This is a genomic window from Nostoc sp. UHCC 0870 (assembly GCF_022063185.1).
In the GTDB taxonomy this organism is placed as follows: Bacteria; Cyanobacteriota; Cyanobacteriia; order Cyanobacteriales; family Nostocaceae; genus Trichormus.
In genome coordinates this window covers 4856748-4877431 of record NZ_CP091913.1, presented here as the reverse complement: position 1 = coordinate 4877431, position 20684 = coordinate 4856748, and the positions used below count along the sequence as shown (strand labels likewise).

Genomic DNA, 20684 nt, shown 5'->3' with positions numbered 1-20684 from the left:
GGGCTATAATAACTTCATTTGATTAGGAAAAGCTATACCTAGATAAATTAAGAAGCTAGTGCTACTTCCACTAGTTGCTGCAACTCACCTTTTTGGTAAAGTTCGATCAGGATATCAGAACCACCGATGAACTGACCATTAATATATACTTGAGGAATGGTTGGCCAATTAGAGTATTCTTTAATACTCTGGCGAATGTCTTGATCGTCTAAAACATTAATAGTTTCAAAGGGAACGCCCAGAGTATTCAGAATCTGCACAACATTGTTAGAGAAACCGCACTGGGGCATTAACTTAGTTCCCTTCATAAAAACTAGAATTTTATTCTGGTTTAGCAAGTTATCAATTTTTTCTTGGACTTCTGGTGTCATGGTCTTTTTTTCCCTAGTTTTGTTGAATAGTTAATAGTCGTTAGTCATTTAGTTATCAGTCTACGGGTAATAGCTAATTAACTAGCTGCGGAATTTAAGACTATGGACTACGGATTTTTGGCTCATTACTTTAGGAAGCGACTTTTGGCTGATGCCTATCAAGCTTCGGGGGTAGATGTTTTTAATGCCAAGGCGTGAATAGCCTCAGTTGACATAGCTTGTCGCAAAGCACCATAAACTAACTGATGCTGTTGCACCAGTCCCTTACCTGCAAACTGCGATGAGACTACTGTCACCTGATAGTGGTCGCCTCCACCGGTTAAGTCTTGCACTTGAACTTGTGCATCGGGCATTTCCGCTTTGATCATTGCTTCAACCTGCTGCGGAGTAATCATCGCAATTCCTGAAAAACCTACTTTTCTATTAATAACAGATATGGAGTGCATCCCTCTGCCAAATTGCGGGTGTAGCAATTCAATTTAACTATTAGTTTTTTGTTCTCCCAGCATTGGTGGAAGTCTATGGATGATGGGGGGATTGGGGATTGGGGATTGGGGATTGGGAATGAAGTTCCCCCCCTGCTTCCCCTGCTTCCCTTGCTTCCCCTGCTTTCTTTACTTCCCCTGCTTTCCTTGCTTCCTTGCCTTTTTACTTTTGGGATGAGGAAGAGGAACTGCCGCCTTGTCGGGGATAAGGGGCATCAACAAAGCCCAATTCAAATAACTGCTGATAGGCTTTTTTGCCTAATTCGCGTGTGGGATTTTGGCTTTTAATGATTTGCACTAATAAAGGCACAGCCAATTCTGGCTGATTTTGAGCGCGATGTACCAAAGCTAGTTGATAGGTGGCTTCATCCCGCTTTTGCGCTGTTGAAAAAGCTTTTTGTCGCTGGGAATCGGAAACTCGATTGTCTATGCCAGAAAAGCTAGAGTTTAAATCTTGATAAAAATTTGATAGCTGATTATAAATCTGACGGGCTTCTTGGAGCTTTTTCGCTGCTAGGGGGTAGTTTTGGGCAGCAACGGCTTGGGCGGCCTCTGTCATCAAGCGATCGCCACCCCCAATGCTCATTAGGCTATTATTTTGAGCGGTAGGACGTAGATTATTGGGGCTGTTAGGGTCAATAGGTTGTACTTGATTCTGAGCATTGACAGGTGCAAGCAGACCTAGGGTTGCTAGCACCGTTAGGGCAGTCAAACGAATTAAAGAAGCAGGAGCAGCAACGTTCATGGGGTCAATTTGTGCAACAACTATTAAGAAATCGAACAAGGTAGGGAAACTTCGGGTATCTTAACTCTGTTTTCGTTTTTAACAAAGCGAAGCTACGTACTGAGTTTCTTTGATTTAGACTGAAAATCGGTTTAATAGAGTTCCCGTTGCCCCTGCACCAACCACAATCGCCCCTATGAACAATCGCAATCAATCCTCTGATTTACCAACCACAGGTGTACCAGCAAGCAGTATGGGATTGGTACTCCAACGGGGAGGTGAAGAATTAATCTTGGCGAAAGCTTTAGACCGCTTCACCGTCCGTTTTGTCACCGATTTTCCTGTGCAACAATTATCTCAGGTTAGTTGGGGCATTTGGCAACGCAGTATTACTCAAGCCAAATTAGAACTCTTTCAAACTACACCCGAACAAATAGAGGAAGCGATCGCTCTAGCACGGAGTGATGACAATGTAGCTTTTGCTAGTCATGCCTACACAGTCAAGGATAATCCTGGGACTTGCGTTTATTTTGCTGACCAAATTACCATTCAGTTTGCTGATGGTGTAGACAGCCTCAAAATTAATCTCATCGCCTCGCAATTGCACCTCATCCAAGACAAACCTATACTTGGTTTGCCCAATGCTTTTGTATTTCTGGTCAGTAAACAAGCTACAGAAAATCCCATCAAAATCACTAACCAGTTACAAACTCTACCAGAGGTGTTAGCGGCTGAACCAAATGTGTTAATCGAAACTGAGCCGCATTATCGACCCCGTGACACTCTCTATAGCCAGCAATGGTATCTCCACCATAACGGCGGGAATGAATTGTTTGTAGGCTCTCACATTGCCGTAGAACAAGCTTGGGATGTGACCCGTGGGGTGCGGTCTGTAGTTGTGGCTGTGGTGGATGATTCTTTTGATTTGAATCACCCAGACTTTCAAGGTAGTGGTAAGGTGGTTGCACCCAGGGATTTAAGGGATGATGACTTTTTACCGTTACCAGATGGTAGAGGTAGCAGTCATGGTACAGCCTGTGCAGGGTTAGCTGTGGCAGAAGAAAATGGCACTGGAATTGTCGGGGTTGCCCCTGGGTGTGCCTTTATGCCTATCCGTACTACTGGGTTTTTAGATGATGAATCTATTGAAAAGATATTTAACTGGGCAATTGAGAAGGGTGCTAGTGTAATTTCTTGTAGCTGGGGAGCTTCAGCTGTTTACTTTCCCTTATCCTTACGCCAACAGGCAGCTATTACCAGGGCTGCTACACAAGGACGCAATGGTAAAGGTTGCGTAGTTTTATTTGCGGCGGGCAATGCCAACCGCCCCGTGAGTGGTACTGTATATGAGCAGAATTGGCCAAACAATGTTTTACAAGGTCTGACAACCTGGCTGGGTGGTTTTGGTGTACATTCTGATGTGATGACCATTTCGGCATCAACCAGTATGGGTAAAAAAGCTGCTTATAGCAATTGGGGAACTAATATTTCGGTGTGCGCCCCTAGTAATAATGCCCCACCAGGAATGTCTTTTCCAGGGAAAGGTTTTTTGTACACACAACCTACAATTACAACTTCCCTAACTGGAAGGGGAATGTTAACAACTGACCAAATAGGTGCAGCAGGTTACGATTTAAGTGATTTTACTAGCAACTTTGGGGGAACTTCTAGTGCTACACCTGTAGTTGCAGGGGTGGCGGCTTTGGTTTTATCAGCGAATCCTGATTTGACGGCTCAACAAGTTAAACGCATCTTAGAAACAACGGCTGATAAAATTGTAGACTCTGATCCTGACGCACAATTGGGTTTGTATGGCGGTACTTATGATCAAAATGGCCATTCCCAGTGGTTTGGTTATGGTAAAGTCAATGCAGCTAAGGCGGTGCAAGCGGCTGTACAAATGCGGGCTGATCAGACATCAACTGCTAGTCAGCAAGTGAAGGTGAGTAATTCTAGCCCCGTAGAGATTCCTGATCATAATCAACAGGGGATTAAAAGTGCGATCGCTATTTCTGAAGCGAGTACAGTTAAAGATATTCAAGTTACAGTCAATCTCACCCATGATTTTTTAGGTGATTTAGAAATTTATTTAATTGCTCCCAATAATCAGCAGGTATTACTGCAAAATCGGACTTTAGGGTGTCGGACTGAGTTAAAAACAACTTATACACTGCGATCGCATCCCCTACTTAAACAGCTACTCTCACAGTCCGCCAAAGGTAGTTGGTATTTATGGCTAATAGACTACGCACCCCAAGATACAGGTAAGCTCAATAGTTGGGAATTGAGTTTGGGAATTTAGCTAAGTCGCTACACGATTAAGAATTGGGAATTTCTGCAAAAGCATGATGACTAACAGCGAGTTCTTGATTGCTTAAATGTTGTAGAGTCCTTGTTAAATCCTCTGTCAATCGCTTGGCATTTTGTTTAACCTTACCATTGGTGTAATCTTTGACATTAATTGCCGAGCCAATTTCAATGCTCACATCTGCACCCCAGCTTGGGTAAGGCTCACTGTAGTTAATGCCAACTGGAATAATTTTTACCCCCAGTCCTGGGTGATGAAATTCTGCACTTAAAGCTAAACGAGCAATTCCTGGCTTTAATTGGTGAACTTTGCCATCTCGAAATATATCACCTTCAGGATAAATGACTAACATTTGTCCTTGATGCAGCACTTCTACAGCATGACGGAGAGTAGCAACAGCAGGGTGTTGAGGATTTACAGGAAATCCACCCATGCGACGGACAAACCAACCTTGTAAACCTTGGCATTCATCAATTGTCACCATAAATTGTAAGTCTCTGCCGGTGACGTAACGACCTGCCGCATAGGGTAAAAGTAATGAATCCCAACGAGCGCGATGGGTGGGAGCTAAAATAACAGGGCCAGTTTTGGGGATATTTTCTTGGCCAGTGATTTTAATGTGTCCAAAAAAGAAGGGTAAAAGAAAGTGATGTCCCAAAAAATACGCCAGAGGAGTTAACCAAGGAGAAATCCTTGCAGAACTAACAGCCACTTTGGGATTTATAGGCTTGTCCGTTGGCTTTATGGGGTAGGTATCAGACGCAGAGTAAAATTCCATCATGTGGGTAGCTGCAAATTAACCGGTAGAATTCGGCGAGAGATTACTTTAATTACACCGTAGATTTTCTTCCGTAAGTTGTGTCATCACAGCTGGACAGTTTAATCTCTGTCCGTTATTTTTTCGGATGTCGCTTAGTAGCAAACCAATTCTGTAATTGCTGGCGACAGGCTGACTCTAGAACACCTCCAATAACTTGCAGACGATGATTAGAAGCCGCACTATCGGGGATGTTCAGTACCGTCCGAATTGCGCCAGTTTTGGTATCGTCCACTCCATAGATTAACTTCCCTAGACGTGCTTGTACGATCGCACCTGCACACATAGGGCAAGGTTCTAGGGTGACATACAAGGTACAATCATGAAGCCGCCAAGTTTGTAAATTTTGGGTAGCTGAACGCAAAGCAATAATTTCTGCATGGGCTGTAGGATCTTGATCACGCTCTTTTCTATTCTCACCTTCAGCAATTAAATTACCATCAGCATCAGTAATTACAGCCCCAACCGGCACTTCACCAGCGTCACCAGCAACTTTTGCCAACTCTAAGGCTCGGTTCATCCAGTGACGATAGATAAGATATTCGGGGTAAATTAATTCAAAATTCAAAATCTTTTAGCACCCACCACTCACTACTCAGCACTCAGCACCGGCTAAACGCCGCGCTACCGCTAACAGCACGGGCTAAACGCCCCGCTTCCGCTAACAGCACTCATAACTCAGCACTCATAACTCAGCACTCAGCACTCACTCAAGCTGGCTGTACTAAAAGGGGGTCGAGTTGACCTTTGGTGTCTAACTCATAAAGGTCATCACAGCCGCCAAAATGTTGGTTATTGATGAAAATTTGCGGTACTGTGCGGCGACCATTGGCACGTTCTGCCATTTTTGCTCTTGCGGCTTCATCACCATCGATTTTGTACTCGGTGAAATTTACACCTTTCCACCACAGTAATAGCTTGGCTCTGATGCAGTAAGGGCAAGTTTGCCAGGTATATATTTCTACATTGGCGTTGATGCGTTCGGGATGGCGACCAAGTAGGGGATTAAGAAAGTCAAACATGGTGTTTATCCTATGGTTTTTTGAAAATTATAAATTAGGCACTGATGTTTGTTTTACTACTCAAGGTGAATATTTTCAATTAAATAGCGATCATTGCCTACGACGGTGGGAACGCCATCCTATCTCCTAAAAAAAATAATATTTTTGATAGGAAAGAAGATTAAATCTGCCACGCAATTTACAAGGACAAATCATCTGTAATCCCTTTGGTTAAACGATCACTCTCGTTATAATACAACCAAAAATCCATTATTAGCAGCAAAACTTAACACATATGTAAGTGGATAGTATTTTCCACAGGTATCCGCCCTTTGGTAGACTTGAGAACTGAAATGGCAAGATGAAAAGTCGGAAAAATCAAGCAGTTGAGAGGGTGACTCTGTGGAAAATACACTTGGATTAGAGATTATTGAGGTAGTAGAACAGGCCGCGATCGCATCCGCAAAGTGGATGGGTAAGGGCGAAAAAAATACTGCTGACCAGGTAGCAGTGGAAGCAATGCGGGAGCGGATGAATAAAATTCATATGCGCGGTCGCATTGTAATTGGGGAAGGGGAACGCGATGACGCACCCATGCTTTACATTGGGGAAGAAGTCGGTATCTGTACCCAAGCAGATGCTAAAAACTTCTGTAACCCTGATGAATTGGTCGAAATTGATATTGCTGTTGACCCCTGCGAAGGTACAAACTTGGTAGCCTATGGGCAACCTGGTTCAATGGCTGTGTTGGCAATTTCTGAAAAAGGTGGACTATTTGCTGCTCCTGACTTCTACATGAAGAAACTAGCAGCACCTCCAGCCGCTAAAGGTCACGTAGACATTAACAAGTCAGCCACGGAAAACCTCAAGATTCTTTCCGAGTGTCTAGATCGCTCTATTGAAGAACTTGTGATAGTAGTCATGAAGCGCGATCGCCACACAGATTTGATCAAAGAAATCCGTGAAGCTGGCGCAAGAGTACAGTTGATTTCCGATGGTGACGTGGGTGCGGCTGTATCTTGTGGCTTTGCTGGTACTAATATTCATGCCCTAATGGGTATTGGTGCTGCTCCTGAAGGTGTAATTTCCGCAGCCGCAATGCGTGCTTTAGGTGGACACTTCCAAGGTCAATTGATCTACGATCCAGCAGTAGTGAAAACAGGTTTGATTGGCGAAAGCAGAGAAGCCAACCTTGATCGTTTGAGTTCTATGGGTATTGATGACGCTGATAAGGTCTACAACGCCCATGAACTGGCATCTGGGAACACCGTGCTGTTCGCAGCGTGCGGTATCACCTCTGGAAACCTTATGCAAGGTGTCCGCTTCTTCCACGGCGGTGCTAGAACTCAAAGTCTGGTTATCTCCAGTCAGTCCAAAACTGCTCGGTTTGTGGATACTATTCATATGTGGGAACAGCCCAAGATTGTGCAACTGCACTAGGAGTTAGGGGACAGGGGACAGGGGGACAGGGGAAGTAGGGGAAGCAGGGGAAGCAGGGGAAGCAGGGGAAGCAGGGGGGAAATTTCATCCCCAATCCCTAGTATCCAATCCCTAATCCCCAATCCCCAGTCCCCAATCCCTAATCCCCAATCCCCAATCCCCAATCCCCAATCCCCAGTCCCCAATCATTAAATAACCCATTACTAATTACCGATAAGAAATGAATATTGCAGTGGTGGGGTTAAGCCATAAAACAGCCCCAGTTGAAATTCGGGAAAAGCTGAGTATTCCAGAACCACAAACAGAAAGTGCGATCGCACACTTAACCAGCTATCCCCATATTGATGAAGTTGCTATCCTTAGCACTTGTAACCGCCTAGAAATCTACATTGTGGCGGCGGAAACTGAGCATGGTATCCGGGAAGTTACTCAGTTTCTTTCAGAACACAGCAAATTACCTGTAAATTCTTTACGACAACACTTATTTGTTCTGCTGCATGAAGATGCTGTGATGCACGTCATGCGTGTAGCTGCTGGCTTAGATAGCTTAGTCCTCGGAGAAGGACAAATTCTGGCTCAGGTGAAAAATACTCACAAACTGGGGCAGCAATATAATGGTATAAAAACAATTTTGAATCGATTATTTAAACAAGCACTGACAGCTGGTAAGCGTGTCCGCACGGAAACGAGTATTGGTACTGGTGCAGTTTCTATTAGTTCGGCTGCTGTGGAATTAGCACAAATCAAAGCTGATAATTTAGCTGGCTGTCGAGTGGCAATTCTCGGTGCTGGTAAGATGTCACGGCTGTTGGTACAACACCTGATTTCTAAAGGTGCTACGCAAATTAGTATTGTCAATCGCTCCCGCGATCGCGCTCAAGAATTGGCACAGCAGTTTTCTGATCAGCCTATTCGCACACACTTGCTCCCGGATATGATGCAAGTAATTTCCGAGAGTCATATAGTATTTACTAGCACTTCTGCAACAGAGCCAATACTTGATAGAGCTAAATTAGAGATGGTTTTAGCTCCTAACCAACCTCTGATGTTATTTGATATTTCCGTGCCACGTAATGTCCATACAGACGTAAATGAACTGTCTCATGTACAAGCCTTTAATGTCGATGATTTAAAGGCAGTTGTCGCCCAAAACTATGAAAGCCGGAGAAAAATGGCTCAAGAAGCAGAACGGCTATTAGAAGAAGAAGTTGATGCTTTTGATATTTGGTGGCGCAGTTTAGAAACTGTCTCCACAATTAGCTCTCTGCGGAGTAAAATTGAAACTATCCGCGAACAAGAATTAGAAAAAGCTTTATCAAGATTAGGTTCGGAATTTGGCGACAAGCATCAAGAAGTAATAGAAGCTTTAACACGAGGGATTGTGAATAAAATTTTACATGATCCGATGGTGCAATTACGGGCGCAGCAAGATGTCGAAGCTAGAAGACGCTGTATGCAAACCCTACAGATGTTATTCAACCTAGATGTAGGTGAGCAATTTAGTTAAATTAGGAGTGTAGGGGGATAGGAGAATTAAACCAATTCGCAATGGGCTAACGCCCCGCTCCGCTCTAAGCGCAGCTATGCCGCAGGCTTTACGCAATTACGTGTTGTAACGGGGATTTAAACCCCGCCACAACACTTGCGGCTTGATAGAAGCCGGGGACTTAATCCCCTACACTTTGTTAAATTTGGTCTAGATTTATACCTCTCTCTTGTAATCGAGTCAATAAATCTTGGTATTTTTGGCGTTCTTGCTCAAGTTGCTGCAACGCGGCTTCTTTGGCTTGACGTTCTTGCATCCGTAATTGGTCAAGTTCAACGGGTGTAAGAAATTTCTCCCCGTCAGGACGATATATCTCTAGAGTTTCGGGAGTTATTTCCAAGCGTATTCCCAAACGGGGACTTATCCAACCTTGAAGCTCGTTAATTTCCTGAAACCAATCTTCTGAACGCACAAACCCAGTGAGTTCATTGTCATCTGGGTCGTAAATATAATATTCTTCAACTCCATAGCGTTGATAAAATAGGAGTTTTTTGGCCATTTCTTTGGTTTTATTCCCAGGAGATAAGATTTCAAATACCACTTGTGGGGGAATGTTATCTTCTTCCCACTGTTTGTAAGAACCTCTATCTCCCTTTGGCCTGTCAAATACTACTAGAGTATCAGGTGCTTGTTTAATGTTGGGGTTGCCTTCCACTGGATACCAAAATAAATCTCCAGCGATGAAAACATCTGGATGCGCTGCAAATAAAATTTCTAAATTTTCTTTAATAGTTACTATCCAGCGAAATTGCTTGGTATTATCGGCCATTGGTTGTCCGTCGCTTTCGGGGTAGATGACCTCAGCTGCGGTATTGGGAGTGATTACCATAACGCTACGCCTCTACTCTTGGTCTTTTTCCTAGTTTAGTTGTTGAGTTGACACTCCCCTGGCTAAAGCCGTTCGCGCAAGCGTCTCGCTAGAGAGGGGATTCTACTTTCACCCTAGCCACTTGCTCAACCAGGGTTTCCCCAAGTAGAGTAGAGGTTGCTAGTCCAGTAGCGTTACTTTGGGATTGCCAATCCCTAGCTTTTGCATCGCGTAGCGTGCCGTAGGCAAGATTCAGAATATTTTTTGCAGCGTTGACATCTCTTTGTAGCTCACATCCACAATTACATTTATGAGTACGAGTTGAAAGAGATTTTTTAACAATTGCGCCACAATCACTACATTTTTGTGATGTCATTTTTGGGTTGACAGCAATAGTTTTTGTGTTGAATTTAGCCGAAAAATATTCTAACCAATGACGAAACAATCCCCAGCTAACATCATTAATTGATTTAGCAAGACAATGATTTTTCACCATGTTCTTAACCCTTAAATCTTCGTAGACTACTAAGGCGTTAGCCTTGCATACGTTACGCGCTATTCTCTTAGCGTGTTCACTCCGTTGTCTACTTACTTTTAAGTGTTTTCGAGCATATCTTTGTCTAGCTTTCCGTCGTTCGTTTTTACCTTTTTCTTTTTTATAAATCTGACGCCCGGCGTGTTTAATTGATTTTTCTGCTTTTCTCAAGAACCTGGGATTAGGTTCATGATGTCCATTGGAATCAGAGTAGAAAAATTCTAAACCAACATCTAAACCCACTTCACCATTAGCAATTCTTGACTCACTTAATGGTTCGGTTTTAATTGAAAATTGGCAATAGTACCCATCAGCTTTTTTGACTAACCTTACCCGTTTAATTAACTTGACTGGGTAAGTGTGAATATCCCATTTACCAAGTAACTTTACTTCACCAATACCTTTTTTATCGGTAAAAGTAATACGTCGTTTAGTGGGATGTAGTGACCATCCAGAAGTCTTATATTCAACGGAACGATTGTCTTTCTGAAAACGTGGATATCCTTTTTTGCCTGGGGTCTTTGATTTGCAATTACTGTAGAACCTATCAATAGATGACCATGCTCTCTCTGTTGCAGATTGGCAAGCCATTGAATTTAGTTCTTCTACAAACTTAAATTCCTTCCGTAGTGCTGTTGAGTAATTATTGAGAGCAACCTTATTAATATTGTCTTCTCTTGGCGCATCCATCCAGTATTTAATGGCTTTATTTCTAATGAACTGTGTAGTTCTAATAGCTTCATTTATTGCTTGATACTGTAATTTTGTACCCTTGATTTTATACTCTAATACCAGCACTAATTAATCACCTCCTTACGTTGCTTTATTTTTAAAGATGATACCATGAATAGGTAGCCAATGGGAGACAAATGAAAACAAAAAGATTAAATGTAAGACTAACTGACCGCAGGTATCACAAGTTGACTCTATTAGCTGCTCAGTCAGACAAGACTATCAGTAGTCTTGTTGATGATTGGATTGATTCTTTACCAGAGCCTAAAAAACTAAATCTCGCTGAAGGCTAAAGCCTTACTCGTGGTTTTCATCCCCTGTCTAAAGCACGAAATACGCAACTGCGTTGCTGTTTCTCAGGGGTTTTCAACCTACCCCTTATAACCTTTATTAGCAATTAATGGTAATTATGTACTATAAAAATTAAGCGATCGCCAGATTAACCAGAGCATATCAAAGCTCAGGTGATCGCTTGCTATTAATAATAAGCACTCTCTTCCTGCGTGGGGAAAATCTCAACATAGCTAAATGTAAAGAACAACTTAAGAAATATCAACTTTTCGCGGAACAAATCGCAAAATTAACATTAATTCAAAATTTACCAAAGCAGTACAAGCACTGCATCAGATGAGAACCGCATCAGTAATTCGATTTAGGTCTAATTAGATTACGATCGAATTAATTCTAACAAATTATGAAACAAGAGCAATTTAAGACCCTATTGCAATTTTTCAAAGCTTTGGCTGACGAGAGTCGATTGAAGATTATAGGAATCTTAGCCAATCAAGAGTGCAGCGTCGAAGAATTGGCAGCACTCATGCAACTAAAAGAGCCTACAGTTTCCCATCATTTGGCAAAACTCAAAGAGTTAAATCTGGTGACAATGCGCCCGGAAGGTAACAGTCGTATATACCAGTTAGATAGGGAAGTATTGCAAAGTATCAGTAAGGAAATTTTCACACCTGAGCAAATGGCTTCTTGGATAGAGGGTGTTGATACTGAAGCCTGGGAGAACAAAGTTTTGAAAAACTACTTAGAGGTAGATATTAATAGTACAAATATAGTACAATGCCTCAAAGAGATTCCGGCTAGTCGTAAAAAGCGGTTAGTGATTCTCAAGTGGTTAGCCAACAAATTTGACTTGGGTATTAACTACTCAGAACGTGAGGTAAATGACATTCTCAAACCCTACCATCCTGACTATGCAACCTTGCGACGGGAGTTGATTGGCTACCAGTTAATGCAGCGAGACAATGGGGTTTATTGGCGTATTTGAAATGGAGAATTGGATAAAAAATTATCCATTAGCGTGACTTAAACATTTTTGAGGCATTAAAAAGCCTCAAACCCTTACAGGGTAAGAAAAATACATCAAAAGCTAAAAAAATGCTTGAAACCCAGATATATAAAAAAACTAGGAAAACTGATATCAAAGTCTCTCTGCATATACATTTGAGGGGATTTTCTAGGAAGTTTTTATCTAAGTCCGATTAATTATTTTCATGAGAAGCATCACTATAGAATACTAGTATTATCTCGTGTTTAAGTTAACGAAAAGCATCATCTTAAAATCACTTTATTGCTGTATTTTTTTTGTATGTTCTCCTATTATCCAGCCTCTTGTTGTAGTTCCGTTTAGACAAACATATAGCCAATTCCCATCCTGATTTTTTCTTAAAACAATTATTTCTTGATTAATTTTGATACGTTTTATAATAGTTTCGTTATCTAGTGGTTTTGCACGTAATCCCAGACCTTTATCCCTTGTAACAATAGCTTTATATGCTCCAGATTGAAGACTACATCCTGAAGTATTCCCTTTAGGCCTTTCTGTAGCTTGTTGTGAATTAGTTGTAGTTGTTGGGCGAGTTAACTCTTGAAAACCTTTGATTAAACCAATAATACCACCACCACCTATCAAAAGGGTAAAAAATGGTATAAGTATATCCTTGAAAAACGGTACACCTATATCCTTGAAAATATCATTTTTATTTGAAATTTTAGGCTCATTATTATGTTTTTCGGGAATATATCTAGACTTATTTTGTATATATCGAGGATGATAAAAGCTAGTTTTCAGATCAGCATTTTCTCCATTAATATACAGCTTTATTTTAGGAGTCCAGCGACCTTCTTCTCTAATAGAAAACTCATTACCATCTTTATCTTTAAAACTATATATCTCTATTTCACCTTCCCATTGCTGTTTCCAACGCTTTTTGTAGGATTTCATGAAAGATTCTTTGTAAAGTAAACATCCATCAAAATAGAATAAACGTCTCTCCCAAAAATCGCTTTCAACTATTAACGTATGGTTCTGATCATTTAATTCAAAGTTCCATCTTTTTCCCATAATTCTATATCAATGTTTAGATAACGCTTACTAATAAAAACTCAGCTTGATTTGTCAAAAAACTTCACACTTGAAATTTAAGTTTGAGGTGGAAAATTTCCAAGATAATTACTCCCCAAATGGGAGAAACTCGTGCAATAATAACTTACCTAAGCGTATATTAAAAGCTTATGAAAACTTACATATAGTAGTAAATTGAGGTTTATTCGGTAATATTCTGCTATTAATACTATCACAGGAGCATCCCATTTTTTAAAATTCCCAAAAAGCAAAATAATTTTGATGGCGGAGTCTTATTTATAGATATCTTTTGGGCATATTTTATTCTGAGAAAATAATAAAAAATGGGATGTACCCTTGTACCACTAACCACAAAACTATGAGTTTAAAAAATTATTGCCCTAAATAGGCTTCCAACACTTGAGAATTGTTTTGAATTTCTGCGGGTGTGCCATCAGCTAAATTCTGTCCTTCAGCTAGCACCCAAACGCGATCGCACAAGGACATAATTACATCCATATTGTGTTCAATAATTAGAAAGGTCATGCCATCTCGACGATTCCAATTGAGAATGCGATCGCATATATCATCAATTAATCTAGGGTTAACTCCTGCTGCTGGTTCATCTAACAAAATCAACTTGGGATCAGTCATCAACGCCCTACCCATTTCTAGCAGTTTGCGTTGTCCACCAGACAAACCACCAGCATATTCGTAGGCTTTTTGCGCTAAACCCACAGATTCCAGCACCATCATTGCTCTTTCTTTTAATTGCTTCTCTTCGTTGGCGACTACCTGGGGTTGTAACTGCACCTGCCAAAAATTCTCGCCTGTTTGTTTTTGGGCTGCTAGCAGCATATTTTCTAACACTGACAACCGCGAGAGTGTGCGGGCTACCTGAAAAGTCCGTACTAGTCCCTGCTGGGCGATTTGGTGGGATTGCAGGTTTTGGATGGGTTCGCCGTCAAAAATCACACGTCCTTTATCTGGATGGATGAAGTTTGAGAGTAAGTTAAATAAAGTAGTTTTGCCAGCACCATTGGGGCCAATCAAGCCGGTGATGCTGCCTTTCGCGACTTCTATTTGGGCTTCGCTGACAGCTTGGATACCGCCAAAGCTTTTGCAAAGTCCAGTAGCTGCTAATAAGGGAAGTGGGGATGATTGGTTATTTACCAAGAGTGAGTTCCTCCTTTTTCCCTAAGATACCTTGAGGCCGCCAAATCATTAGCACCATCAAAATAAAACCGATTACCATGATGCGGAATGCACCCAGACGTGCGGCATCAAGGGGAATAATTTGGGGTAAGACTTCCCGCGTAATGGCATCGTAGGCAAAGTAAATGACTGCGCCTAAGATTGTGCCAATATTGTTACCAGAACCGCCGAGAATGACCATAATCCACGAGTCAAAAGTCAGTTGTGGCTGGAAATTATCAGGATAAATCGCGCTGATTTGCCAAGCGAAGAAAGCACCAGCGACACCTGCGATCGCACCACCTAGCATTAAGGATTGTAACTTGTACCAAAAGACATTTTTACCCATTGCTTTGGGTATTTCTTCATCTTCACGAATGGCTTTGAGAATTCTACCCCAAGGCGATCGCACTAAATATTCCAACCGCCAGAATACAAACGCCAAAACTACCAGCGATAACAACATTAAACCCGCTTTGGGGATGTAGTTATACAGTGTGATTACCCCAGAAATATAAATCGCGCCTGCCAATAAGCCTAAGATGCTTCCCACCACCAACCGCGAAGTAAATTCTTGTTTATTACCGACTCTGTAACCTGAATCAGTAATTTGTGGTTTTTTAGCAGTCCGAATCCACCGCCACAACGAAAACACAGTAATTGCAAACAGTAGCGTCAGTACACCAATCATCCCCAAACGAAAGAACAAATTTGGTGATGTCGATAGAGGTATGGGATAACTCTGGACACCAAAAGCCCCAGATACCCAGGCATCACCTACAGGTAACTCTTGGTTATTGACTACTAAGCGAATCAATTCCCCCGTGCCAATTGTGACAATCGCCAAATAATCTTCACGCAGGCGCAGAGTTGCCAAACCTATAAGTAAACCTAATAAAGCTGCCACAACTCCCCCAATCAAGGCTGATATTAATAAAGGCACACCTTGAAAACTTAACAATACTGTGGTGTAAGCACCCAAAGTCATAAAAGCGATATGACCAAAGTTAATTAACCCTGTAAAACCCCACTGTAAATTGAGTCCTAAACTAAACAGGGCAAAGGTTGCTGTAGAAATTGCGAGAAAAATAATATATTCAATCATTGGTCACGTCGCTGCGCTCCGAATTCAAAATTCAAAATTCAAAATTCAAAATTAATCTACCTACGGATAAACTATCACCTGTCACCTGTCACCTGTCACCTGTCACCTGTCACCTGTCACCTAATATTGCCGTTAACCGTTAGAGATTTGTGGGAACAATACCTTTGTGTTTTGGTTTATATAAACGATAGATGAACTTGCTAAGAATTAGAATCCATCACTTAATTGAGCAGTTAGGGGACGAAGAACTCGACAGCGTTTGGAATTGTACACACGCATTGCATTGTGACTTTTATATGCTAAAAGCAATACAACAAGTCAAGCGATCGCAGCAACCGTGGGATATCTTAACCCATGATGAAGCCGTCAGGATGTTGATGTTTGTCTAAAGATTGGGGATTGGGGACTGGGGAGTAGGGTATTGGTATAAAAATCTTACCCCTACACCCCTACACCCTTACACCCCTACACCCCTACTAAGGTGAACTCAGTGAATCTGGAAATGCGCTATGCCAGGTCTTTTTTAGTAGACCTGAAAAATTTAGAACCTGCTGCCTATCAGCGAGTATATGATTTCGTATTTTTTGAGTTTGCCGAAAAGCGGACTTTGCATTCTCTGCCAGAACTCCGACAGCTTGATGATGAAGGGATTTTTCATCGGTTTACTATAGATGATTATTTGGTTGGCATAGAGATTAGGGGAGATATTGTCAAATTTCTTCGGGTCATACCTATGCCAGATGTTTAGTGTCGGGAGTTTCTCAAGACTTAAAACTGTATAAGGCAAAGCAGGGATGCGTCTACCGTTACATTAAACTTGAGTTGAAGGACACTTTACTAGAGAACTCCCTATGGATGCGAAGGCACTTTGGCAACGATACCAAGATTGGTTATATTTCCACGAGGGATTAGGACTGTATCTAGATGTTAGTCGGATGCGTTTTGATGATGCCTTCGTGAAGTCGTTGCTGCCGAAGTTTGACAAAGCGTTTGCGGATATGGCTGAATTAGAGAAGGGAGCGATCGCTAATCCCGACGAGAACCGCATGGTGGGACACTACTGGTTGCGAAATCCAGATTTAGCTCCTACTCCAGAACTTACACAAGAAATTGTTCAAAGTTTAGAACAACTGGAAGCCTTTGCGGAAAAAGTTCATACAGGTGCTGTTCATCCACCCAAAGCCAGCCGCTTCACAGATATTATTTCCATTGGGATTGGTGGTTCTGCTCTCGGCCCTCAATTTGTGGCTGAAGCCCTCGCCCCGGAATTTCCACCCCTAAAAATTCATTTTATTGACAATACCGATCCTGCCGGCATTGATCGGGTTCTCACTCAACTCAGAAATCATCTTGCTAGCACGTTGGTACTAGTTATCTCCAAGTCTGGAGGGACACCAGAACCCCGTAATGGCATGATTGAAGTCAAAAGAGCCTACGCTGGACAAAATTTAGACTTTGCTCAATATGCAGTAGCTATTACTAGTGCTGATAGCAATCTAGACAAATTAGCTAAGGCTGAAGGCTGGCTGGCTAGATTCCCTATGTATGATTGGGTGGGCGGACGTACCTCGGAAATGTCTACTGTCGGGTTAGTTCCCGCCGCATTACAAGGTATTGATGTCCGCACCATGCTAGAGGGTGCAAAAGAAATGGATGACGCTACCCGCGTCCCTGATGTGAAAAACAACCCGGCGGCGTTGCTAGCGTTGTCTTGGTATTTTGCTGGTAACGGTAAGGGTGAAAAAGACATGGTTGTCTTACCCTACAAGGACAGTCTGCTGTTGTTCAGTCGTTATTTACAACAGCTAGTGATGGAATCCTTGGGTAAAGAAAAAGACTTAGACGGGAATACTGTTTATCAAGGTATTGCCGTTTATGGTAACAAGGGTTCAACTGACCAACACGCTTACGTGCAGCAGTTGCGTGAAGGTGTACCCAATTTCTTTGCTACCCTCATCGAAGTTTTAGAAGACCGCAACGGCGCATCTCCAGAAATCGATCCGGGTGTTACGTCTGGCGATTATCTCTCTGGTTTTCTGCAAGGAACTCGCCAAGCCCTTTACGAAAATCAGCGCGATTCTATTACAGTTTCTATTCCCCAAGTTAATGGCCGGACTGTAGGCGCATTAGTTGCCTTGTATGAACGGGCTGTTGGCTTATATGCTAGTTTGGTGAACGTTAACGCTTACCACCAACCAGGGGTAGAAGCCGGTAAAAAAGCGGCGGCTGCCATTTTGGATCTGCAAGCCAAAGTAGTAGGATTACTGCAAACAGAAAAAACACCCCTCTCTTTAGAACAAATTGCTGAGAAGGCGGGCGTTGCTGATGATGTGGAAGCTATTTACAAGATTCTGCGTCACTTGGAAGCCAATCAACGCGGTGTAGTATTCCAGGGAAATCCTGCACAACCCAGCACTTTAAAAATTTCTCTTGGCTAATAAATCTACCGCCATGTGAAAGTCAAAAGACTAAGTATTTTACACTTTTTAACAAGAACCCCGCTTTCTTAAAGAAGGCGGGGTTCTTGACTGTTTACAAAGGTTTGAGAATTGCTATACAACACAAAACTTAAGTAGCTAGGAGTACATAAATTCAAGTTTGTAGTAAGGACTTTAGTCCTGATAGTTATTGGCTATAAGGAATGAATTACAGAATAGAGTAGGGGCTTTTGCTGACAGTTACTATTTACTTTGACTAATAAAATGTTGCTTAAAGTAGCTCTTGGGTAAAAAACAGCGATCTGGTAAAAAAGGATTATCACTATATTGAGATAGGAAATCTAGGGGCGGATCTCTATGACAAAATGGCGCAACCAGTCCCCATTCTTCCGCCAACCAAATCCAGTATCCTACTTCAACTTTGCCGTAGTTTGAGACAGTATCAATTTCCCCAACGCTGTTATTAATGGGTACTAATTCAGGTGATGACTTGATTTCAGTTAACAGCCAAGCTAACTCATTTACAGTAAAGTAATAACCATAATTAGCAGCAATATGAACAAACTGCTGGGGATTTTTAGCTGATAGCAATTCATCTTTTATACCTAGTGTTTTTTGTGCTAAATCAAAAAACTCCCAAATCTGCTTTCTGGTAACGAGAAACCAAGCCAGTTGTTCTGCGCTTAAATTGTAGCCATTCTCGGTTACTACGTTAATAAATTGCTCTAGGTTTTGTGTTTCTCCTAATTGATGCTTTAAGACGAAATTATTCTCGACAAATCTAAAGAAATCATTGATTTTTTGCCATGTAAAGTTACTGTAAATATTGTTAAGTTTTAATTTTTCTTTCCAGGAAATATATTCATCATCTTTTAAAAAGAAATTCCAAATTTGGTAATACATAATTCATTTGCCCTTTACTTTACTTCATCAAAAGTATGCTGAAATACCAGTGTAATAAGTATATGCTTGGTTCTTCGACAGTACGAATTAAAAAGTTTTTGTAAATTCAAGAACACAGGGTATAAGTACCGTATAAACGTAATTGAAAAAACTAGTAGTTAAAATTACTTACATACTAAAGTTAGGCGATGACCTCCACTGCAATGTAGCGATCGCTCATTTTATATCGTTACTTTTCTTAATATAAAAACCAGTGAAATTATGCTGTTTTAGTAAGCGCGATCGCTTTATCTTGTTATTTTTCTTAATCTAAAATTTAGATCAAGACTAGGACAAGGTGATCAGACTTGTGTGTACACGGTAGTCTTGTAGGGGAGAGGTTTGGAGAGGGGTTTCAAGAATAAGTCGCACATCGCGTTATTTACTTAGGAATTAACGACAGATATACACACGCTACGCTATCATGATTGAATTGGTAAGTCGCGGAGGTAGTAAAAGCGATCGCTTCTCCAATCACTACCTTTAATTCTTCCTAGGTAGCCTGTTAATGGTGATGACAGTTCTATCAAAATTTCGTGCATTTCTTGAATATTTAACATTATCTTAGGCGGATTAGAAGCATCATAAGCACCATTAATATATTCAATACCAACTTGTCTATCAGCATTCTTAATTAACTTTACTATATGCTCTCTCAACTGAATACTTAGCCAAATATTGTCAATGTAGCCGTTTATTTTAGTGTCAGCAGCTCCACCAAATGGTTCTTGCTCTAGACATGGTTTCAAATCCATTAAATTTATAGAACCTGGGTGTTTTACTTTCAATTCAACCAATCGTTGCAAAGTTTCTGGACGAATCACATTCATTTCATTTCCATTAGCTGTTAACTCAGCATCTTCTGTTAATTCACCAGCAGCCATAATTATCTTAATGCAACGGTTATATTTTCGTTGTAAATGTTTATACCCTAACTTAACAAGCTGTGCTGCTGTACCATCAGGTATCTTTTCACTTTTGGTAGCTTTACATTCACCAACTATGGGATAAGGAGATTCACAATAAAAATCTAACCCGCCTGCACCACCAGTAGAATTTGGATCAAGACTAGTTTTTGGGTTACTGTTGTTGTTATAAAAACCAAGTTTAATTAAACTCTGACGGACTCTTTTCTCAAACGTATCACCATCAGAAGAATTCCCCACATCTGCTATTGTTTGAATCCACTGTAAATCAGGATCAGTGTGTAGGCTAACTTTTTTTATAGACCAACCTAAAAATGATGTTATATCTTGATTTAATTGTTCAGCTATTGGGTTAACACTAGCAACCTGTGTAATTAAACTCTGTAAATATTCTAATTGAGGATGCTGTGGTTGATGTCGATTTTCTAATTGGTATTGGCGTTTGTAAAAGCTATGTTCATTTAATACTGGTGTTTCTTCAACAATAGTTATAGACCTTCCTAGATGGATAAACTGGCTGTTTACTTTGATAGAGAGTTGTATTAATGTAGGCAAGTAATAAACTTGCAGGTAAGCCAAAAAAATATGATTTTGTGTCAGTCTTTCACGTAAAGCTTCTGTTGTCCAAATTGTTAGCCGTGATAAAGCCGCTAATGATTCAGTATCAGGTTCTATTTCTTTGCAAAGTTTACACCTCGCCCATGCTTTTATAGGAATATTGTCATTGCATAGTTTATCAAAAGCATTTTTGGCAATTGATAAGAAATTTGAGTGGTAGTATTGCTCAACTGGAAGCTGATTAGTTGAAGTATCCGTTGGATAAAGAGCAAATTGACGAGCAGGGAGAATATAATTTTTACATATTGCTACAATTATTCGTCCTTGACATAGAGCTTCTATGTCTGGAGCAGGTAAACAAAGTGCAGTATTAATTACAGCAGAATTACTCATTATTGCTA

The 20684-nt window shown here is 41.1% G+C and carries 21 protein-coding genes; 8 read left to right on the top strand and 13 right to left on the bottom strand.

The features are described from left to right. Positions 1-47: 47 nt before the first annotated feature. The 3 genes from grxD to L6494_RS20575 form a co-directional block, all read right to left on the bottom strand. A complete protein-coding gene (gene grxD, locus L6494_RS20585) occupies positions 48-371 on the bottom strand; it encodes a Grx4 family monothiol glutaredoxin (protein ID WP_237989632.1) in 324 nt (107 codons plus the stop codon). A gap of 158 nt (positions 372-529) precedes the next feature. Next, the gene (locus L6494_RS20580) at positions 530-766 is read right to left on the bottom strand and encodes a BolA family protein (RefSeq protein ID WP_237996180.1); all 237 of its coding nucleotides are present in this window, start codon (positions 764-766) and stop codon (positions 530-532) included. 253 nt (positions 767-1019) lie between these two features. Next, positions 1020-1601 carry a hypothetical protein gene (locus L6494_RS20575; RefSeq protein WP_237996178.1) on the bottom strand — a complete coding sequence of 194 codons (582 nt, stop codon included), beginning with the start codon at positions 1599-1601 and terminating at the stop codon, positions 1020-1022. Positions 1602-1776: 175 nt separating this feature from the next. On the opposite strand from L6494_RS20575, the gene L6494_RS20570 reads away from it, so the two are divergent. Continuing rightward, positions 1777-3882, top strand: a complete 2106-nt coding sequence (locus tag L6494_RS20570) for a S8 family serine peptidase (RefSeq protein ID WP_237989631.1) — start codon at positions 1777-1779, stop codon at positions 3880-3882. 16 nt (positions 3883-3898) lie between these two features. Here L6494_RS20570 and L6494_RS20565 read toward each other — a convergent pair whose 3' ends face one another. The 3 genes from L6494_RS20565 to grxC form a co-directional block, all read right to left on the bottom strand. Next, positions 3899-4669: a lysophospholipid acyltransferase family protein gene (locus tag L6494_RS20565; protein ID WP_237989630.1), complete on the bottom strand. Its 771-nt coding sequence runs from the start codon at positions 4667-4669 to the stop codon at positions 3899-3901. A 112-nt stretch (positions 4670-4781) separates the two neighbouring features. Continuing rightward, positions 4782-5225, bottom strand: a complete 444-nt coding sequence (tadA, locus tag L6494_RS20560; protein WP_237996176.1) for a tRNA adenosine(34) deaminase TadA — start codon at positions 5223-5225, stop codon at positions 4782-4784. A gap of 190 nt (positions 5226-5415) precedes the next feature. Then, positions 5416-5727 (bottom strand): glutaredoxin 3, encoded by a 312-nt coding sequence (gene grxC, locus L6494_RS20555; protein ID WP_237989629.1) that lies wholly within the window; start codon positions 5725-5727, stop codon positions 5416-5418. Positions 5728-6108: 381 nt separating this feature from the next. On the opposite strand from grxC, the gene glpX reads away from it, so the two are divergent. Both glpX and L6494_RS20545 read left to right on the top strand, forming a co-directional pair. Further along, positions 6109-7146, top strand: a complete 1038-nt coding sequence (gene glpX / locus L6494_RS20550) for a class II fructose-bisphosphatase (RefSeq protein ID WP_237989628.1) — start codon at positions 6109-6111, stop codon at positions 7144-7146. A gap of 220 nt (positions 7147-7366) precedes the next feature. Continuing rightward, positions 7367-8653 carry a glutamyl-tRNA reductase gene (locus L6494_RS20545; RefSeq protein WP_237989627.1) on the top strand — a complete coding sequence of 429 codons (1287 nt, stop codon included), beginning with the start codon at positions 7367-7369 and terminating at the stop codon, positions 8651-8653. A gap of 178 nt (positions 8654-8831) precedes the next feature. On the opposite strand, the gene L6494_RS20540 is transcribed toward L6494_RS20545, so the two are convergent. Both L6494_RS20540 and L6494_RS20535 read right to left on the bottom strand, forming a co-directional pair. Next, positions 8832-9521 carry a Uma2 family endonuclease gene (locus L6494_RS20540; protein ID WP_237989626.1) on the bottom strand — a complete coding sequence of 230 codons (690 nt, stop codon included), beginning with the start codon at positions 9519-9521 and terminating at the stop codon, positions 8832-8834. Positions 9522-9609: 88 nt separating this feature from the next. Beyond that, positions 9610-10833, bottom strand: coding sequence for an RNA-guided endonuclease InsQ/TnpB family protein (locus L6494_RS20535; RefSeq protein ID WP_237989625.1), 1224 nt, complete (start codon positions 10831-10833; stop codon positions 9610-9612). Positions 10834-10904: 71 nt separating this feature from the next. Here L6494_RS20535 and L6494_RS20530 point away from each other — a divergent pair, with 71 nt between their 5' ends. Together L6494_RS20530 and L6494_RS20525 are read left to right on the top strand one after the other, a co-directional pair. Further along, the gene (locus L6494_RS20530) at positions 10905-11060 is read left to right on the top strand and encodes a hypothetical protein (protein WP_237989624.1); all 156 of its coding nucleotides are present in this window, start codon (positions 10905-10907) and stop codon (positions 11058-11060) included. A 401-nt stretch (positions 11061-11461) separates the two neighbouring features. After that, entirely contained in the window at positions 11462-12043 is a 582-nt protein-coding gene (locus tag L6494_RS20525; RefSeq protein ID WP_237989623.1) for a DUF2087 domain-containing protein, read from the top strand. A 300-nt stretch (positions 12044-12343) separates the two neighbouring features. Here the strand turns inward: L6494_RS20525 and L6494_RS20520 are convergent, their stop codons facing one another. The 3 genes from L6494_RS20520 to L6494_RS20510 form a co-directional block, all read right to left on the bottom strand. Continuing rightward, positions 12344-13120, bottom strand: coding sequence for a hypothetical protein (locus L6494_RS20520; protein ID WP_237989622.1), 777 nt, complete (start codon positions 13118-13120; stop codon positions 12344-12346). 393 nt (positions 13121-13513) lie between these two features. After that, on the bottom strand, positions 13514-14296 hold the full coding sequence (locus L6494_RS20515; RefSeq protein WP_237989621.1) for an ABC transporter ATP-binding protein: 783 nt from the start codon (positions 14294-14296) through the stop codon (positions 13514-13516). Beyond that, the gene (locus tag L6494_RS20510; RefSeq protein ID WP_237989620.1) at positions 14286-15419 is read right to left on the bottom strand and encodes a branched-chain amino acid ABC transporter permease; all 1134 of its coding nucleotides are present in this window, start codon (positions 15417-15419) and stop codon (positions 14286-14288) included. Before L6494_RS20510 ends, L6494_RS20515 begins: the two co-directional genes overlap by 11 nt. 191 nt (positions 15420-15610) lie before the next feature. Between L6494_RS20510 and L6494_RS20505 the strand changes: the two genes are divergently transcribed. From L6494_RS20505 to L6494_RS20495, 3 genes are all read left to right on the top strand, one after another. Next, on the top strand, positions 15611-15808 hold the full coding sequence (locus L6494_RS20505) for a hypothetical protein (RefSeq protein WP_237989619.1): 198 nt from the start codon (positions 15611-15613) through the stop codon (positions 15806-15808). A gap of 101 nt (positions 15809-15909) precedes the next feature. After that, positions 15910-16167 carry a cytotoxic translational repressor of toxin-antitoxin stability system gene (locus tag L6494_RS20500; RefSeq protein ID WP_237989618.1) on the top strand — a complete coding sequence of 86 codons (258 nt, stop codon included), beginning with the start codon at positions 15910-15912 and terminating at the stop codon, positions 16165-16167. 103 nt (positions 16168-16270) lie between these two features. Beyond that, positions 16271-17857 carry a glucose-6-phosphate isomerase gene (locus tag L6494_RS20495; RefSeq protein ID WP_237989617.1) on the top strand — a complete coding sequence of 529 codons (1587 nt, stop codon included), beginning with the start codon at positions 16271-16273 and terminating at the stop codon, positions 17855-17857. Positions 17858-18100: 243 nt separating this feature from the next. Here L6494_RS20495 and L6494_RS20490 read toward each other — a convergent pair whose 3' ends face one another. Continuing rightward, entirely contained in the window at positions 18101-18760 is a 660-nt protein-coding gene (locus tag L6494_RS20490; protein WP_237989616.1) for a Nif11-like leader peptide family natural product precursor, read from the bottom strand. A 461-nt stretch (positions 18761-19221) separates the two neighbouring features. Further along, positions 19222-20676: a DUF1802 family protein gene (locus L6494_RS20485; protein WP_237989615.1), complete on the bottom strand. Its 1455-nt coding sequence runs from the start codon at positions 20674-20676 to the stop codon at positions 19222-19224. Positions 20677-20684 lie beyond the last annotated feature (8 nt).

Coding starts and splice junctions, on each gene's coding strand:
- L6494_RS20485 (WP_237989615.1), bottom strand. CDS start 20,676: ATGAGTAATTCTGCTGTAATTAATACTGCACTTTGTTTACCTGCTCCA.
- L6494_RS20545 (WP_237989627.1), top strand. CDS start 7,367: ATGAATATTGCAGTGGTGGGGTTAAGCCATAAAACAGCCCCAGTTGAA.
- L6494_RS20505 (WP_237989619.1), top strand. CDS start 15,611: ATGAACTTGCTAAGAATTAGAATCCATCACTTAATTGAGCAGTTAGGG.
- L6494_RS20495 (WP_237989617.1), top strand. CDS start 16,271: ATGGATGCGAAGGCACTTTGGCAACGATACCAAGATTGGTTATATTTC.
- grxC (WP_237989629.1), bottom strand. CDS start 5,727: ATGTTTGACTTTCTTAATCCCCTACTTGGTCGCCATCCCGAACGCATC.
- L6494_RS20565 (WP_237989630.1), bottom strand. CDS start 4,669: ATGATGGAATTTTACTCTGCGTCTGATACCTACCCCATAAAGCCAACG.
- L6494_RS20520 (WP_237989622.1), bottom strand. CDS start 13,120: ATGGGAAAAAGATGGAACTTTGAATTAAATGATCAGAACCATACGTTA.
- L6494_RS20575 (WP_237996178.1), bottom strand. CDS start 1,601: ATGAACGTTGCTGCTCCTGCTTCTTTAATTCGTTTGACTGCCCTAACG.
- L6494_RS20580 (WP_237996180.1), bottom strand. CDS start 766: ATGATTACTCCGCAGCAGGTTGAAGCAATGATCAAAGCGGAAATGCCC.
- tadA (WP_237996176.1), bottom strand. CDS start 5,225: ATGAACCGAGCCTTAGAGTTGGCAAAAGTTGCTGGTGACGCTGGTGAA.
- grxD (WP_237989632.1), bottom strand. CDS start 371: ATGACACCAGAAGTCCAAGAAAAAATTGATAACTTGCTAAACCAGAAT.
- L6494_RS20570 (WP_237989631.1), top strand. CDS start 1,777: ATGAACAATCGCAATCAATCCTCTGATTTACCAACCACAGGTGTACCA.
- L6494_RS20530 (WP_237989624.1), top strand. CDS start 10,905: ATGAAAACAAAAAGATTAAATGTAAGACTAACTGACCGCAGGTATCAC.
- L6494_RS20525 (WP_237989623.1), top strand. CDS start 11,462: ATGAAACAAGAGCAATTTAAGACCCTATTGCAATTTTTCAAAGCTTTG.
- L6494_RS20490 (WP_237989616.1), bottom strand. CDS start 18,760: ATGTATTACCAAATTTGGAATTTCTTTTTAAAAGATGATGAATATATT.
- L6494_RS20540 (WP_237989626.1), bottom strand. CDS start 9,521: ATGGTAATCACTCCCAATACCGCAGCTGAGGTCATCTACCCCGAAAGC.
- L6494_RS20510 (WP_237989620.1), bottom strand. CDS start 15,419: ATGATTGAATATATTATTTTTCTCGCAATTTCTACAGCAACCTTTGCC.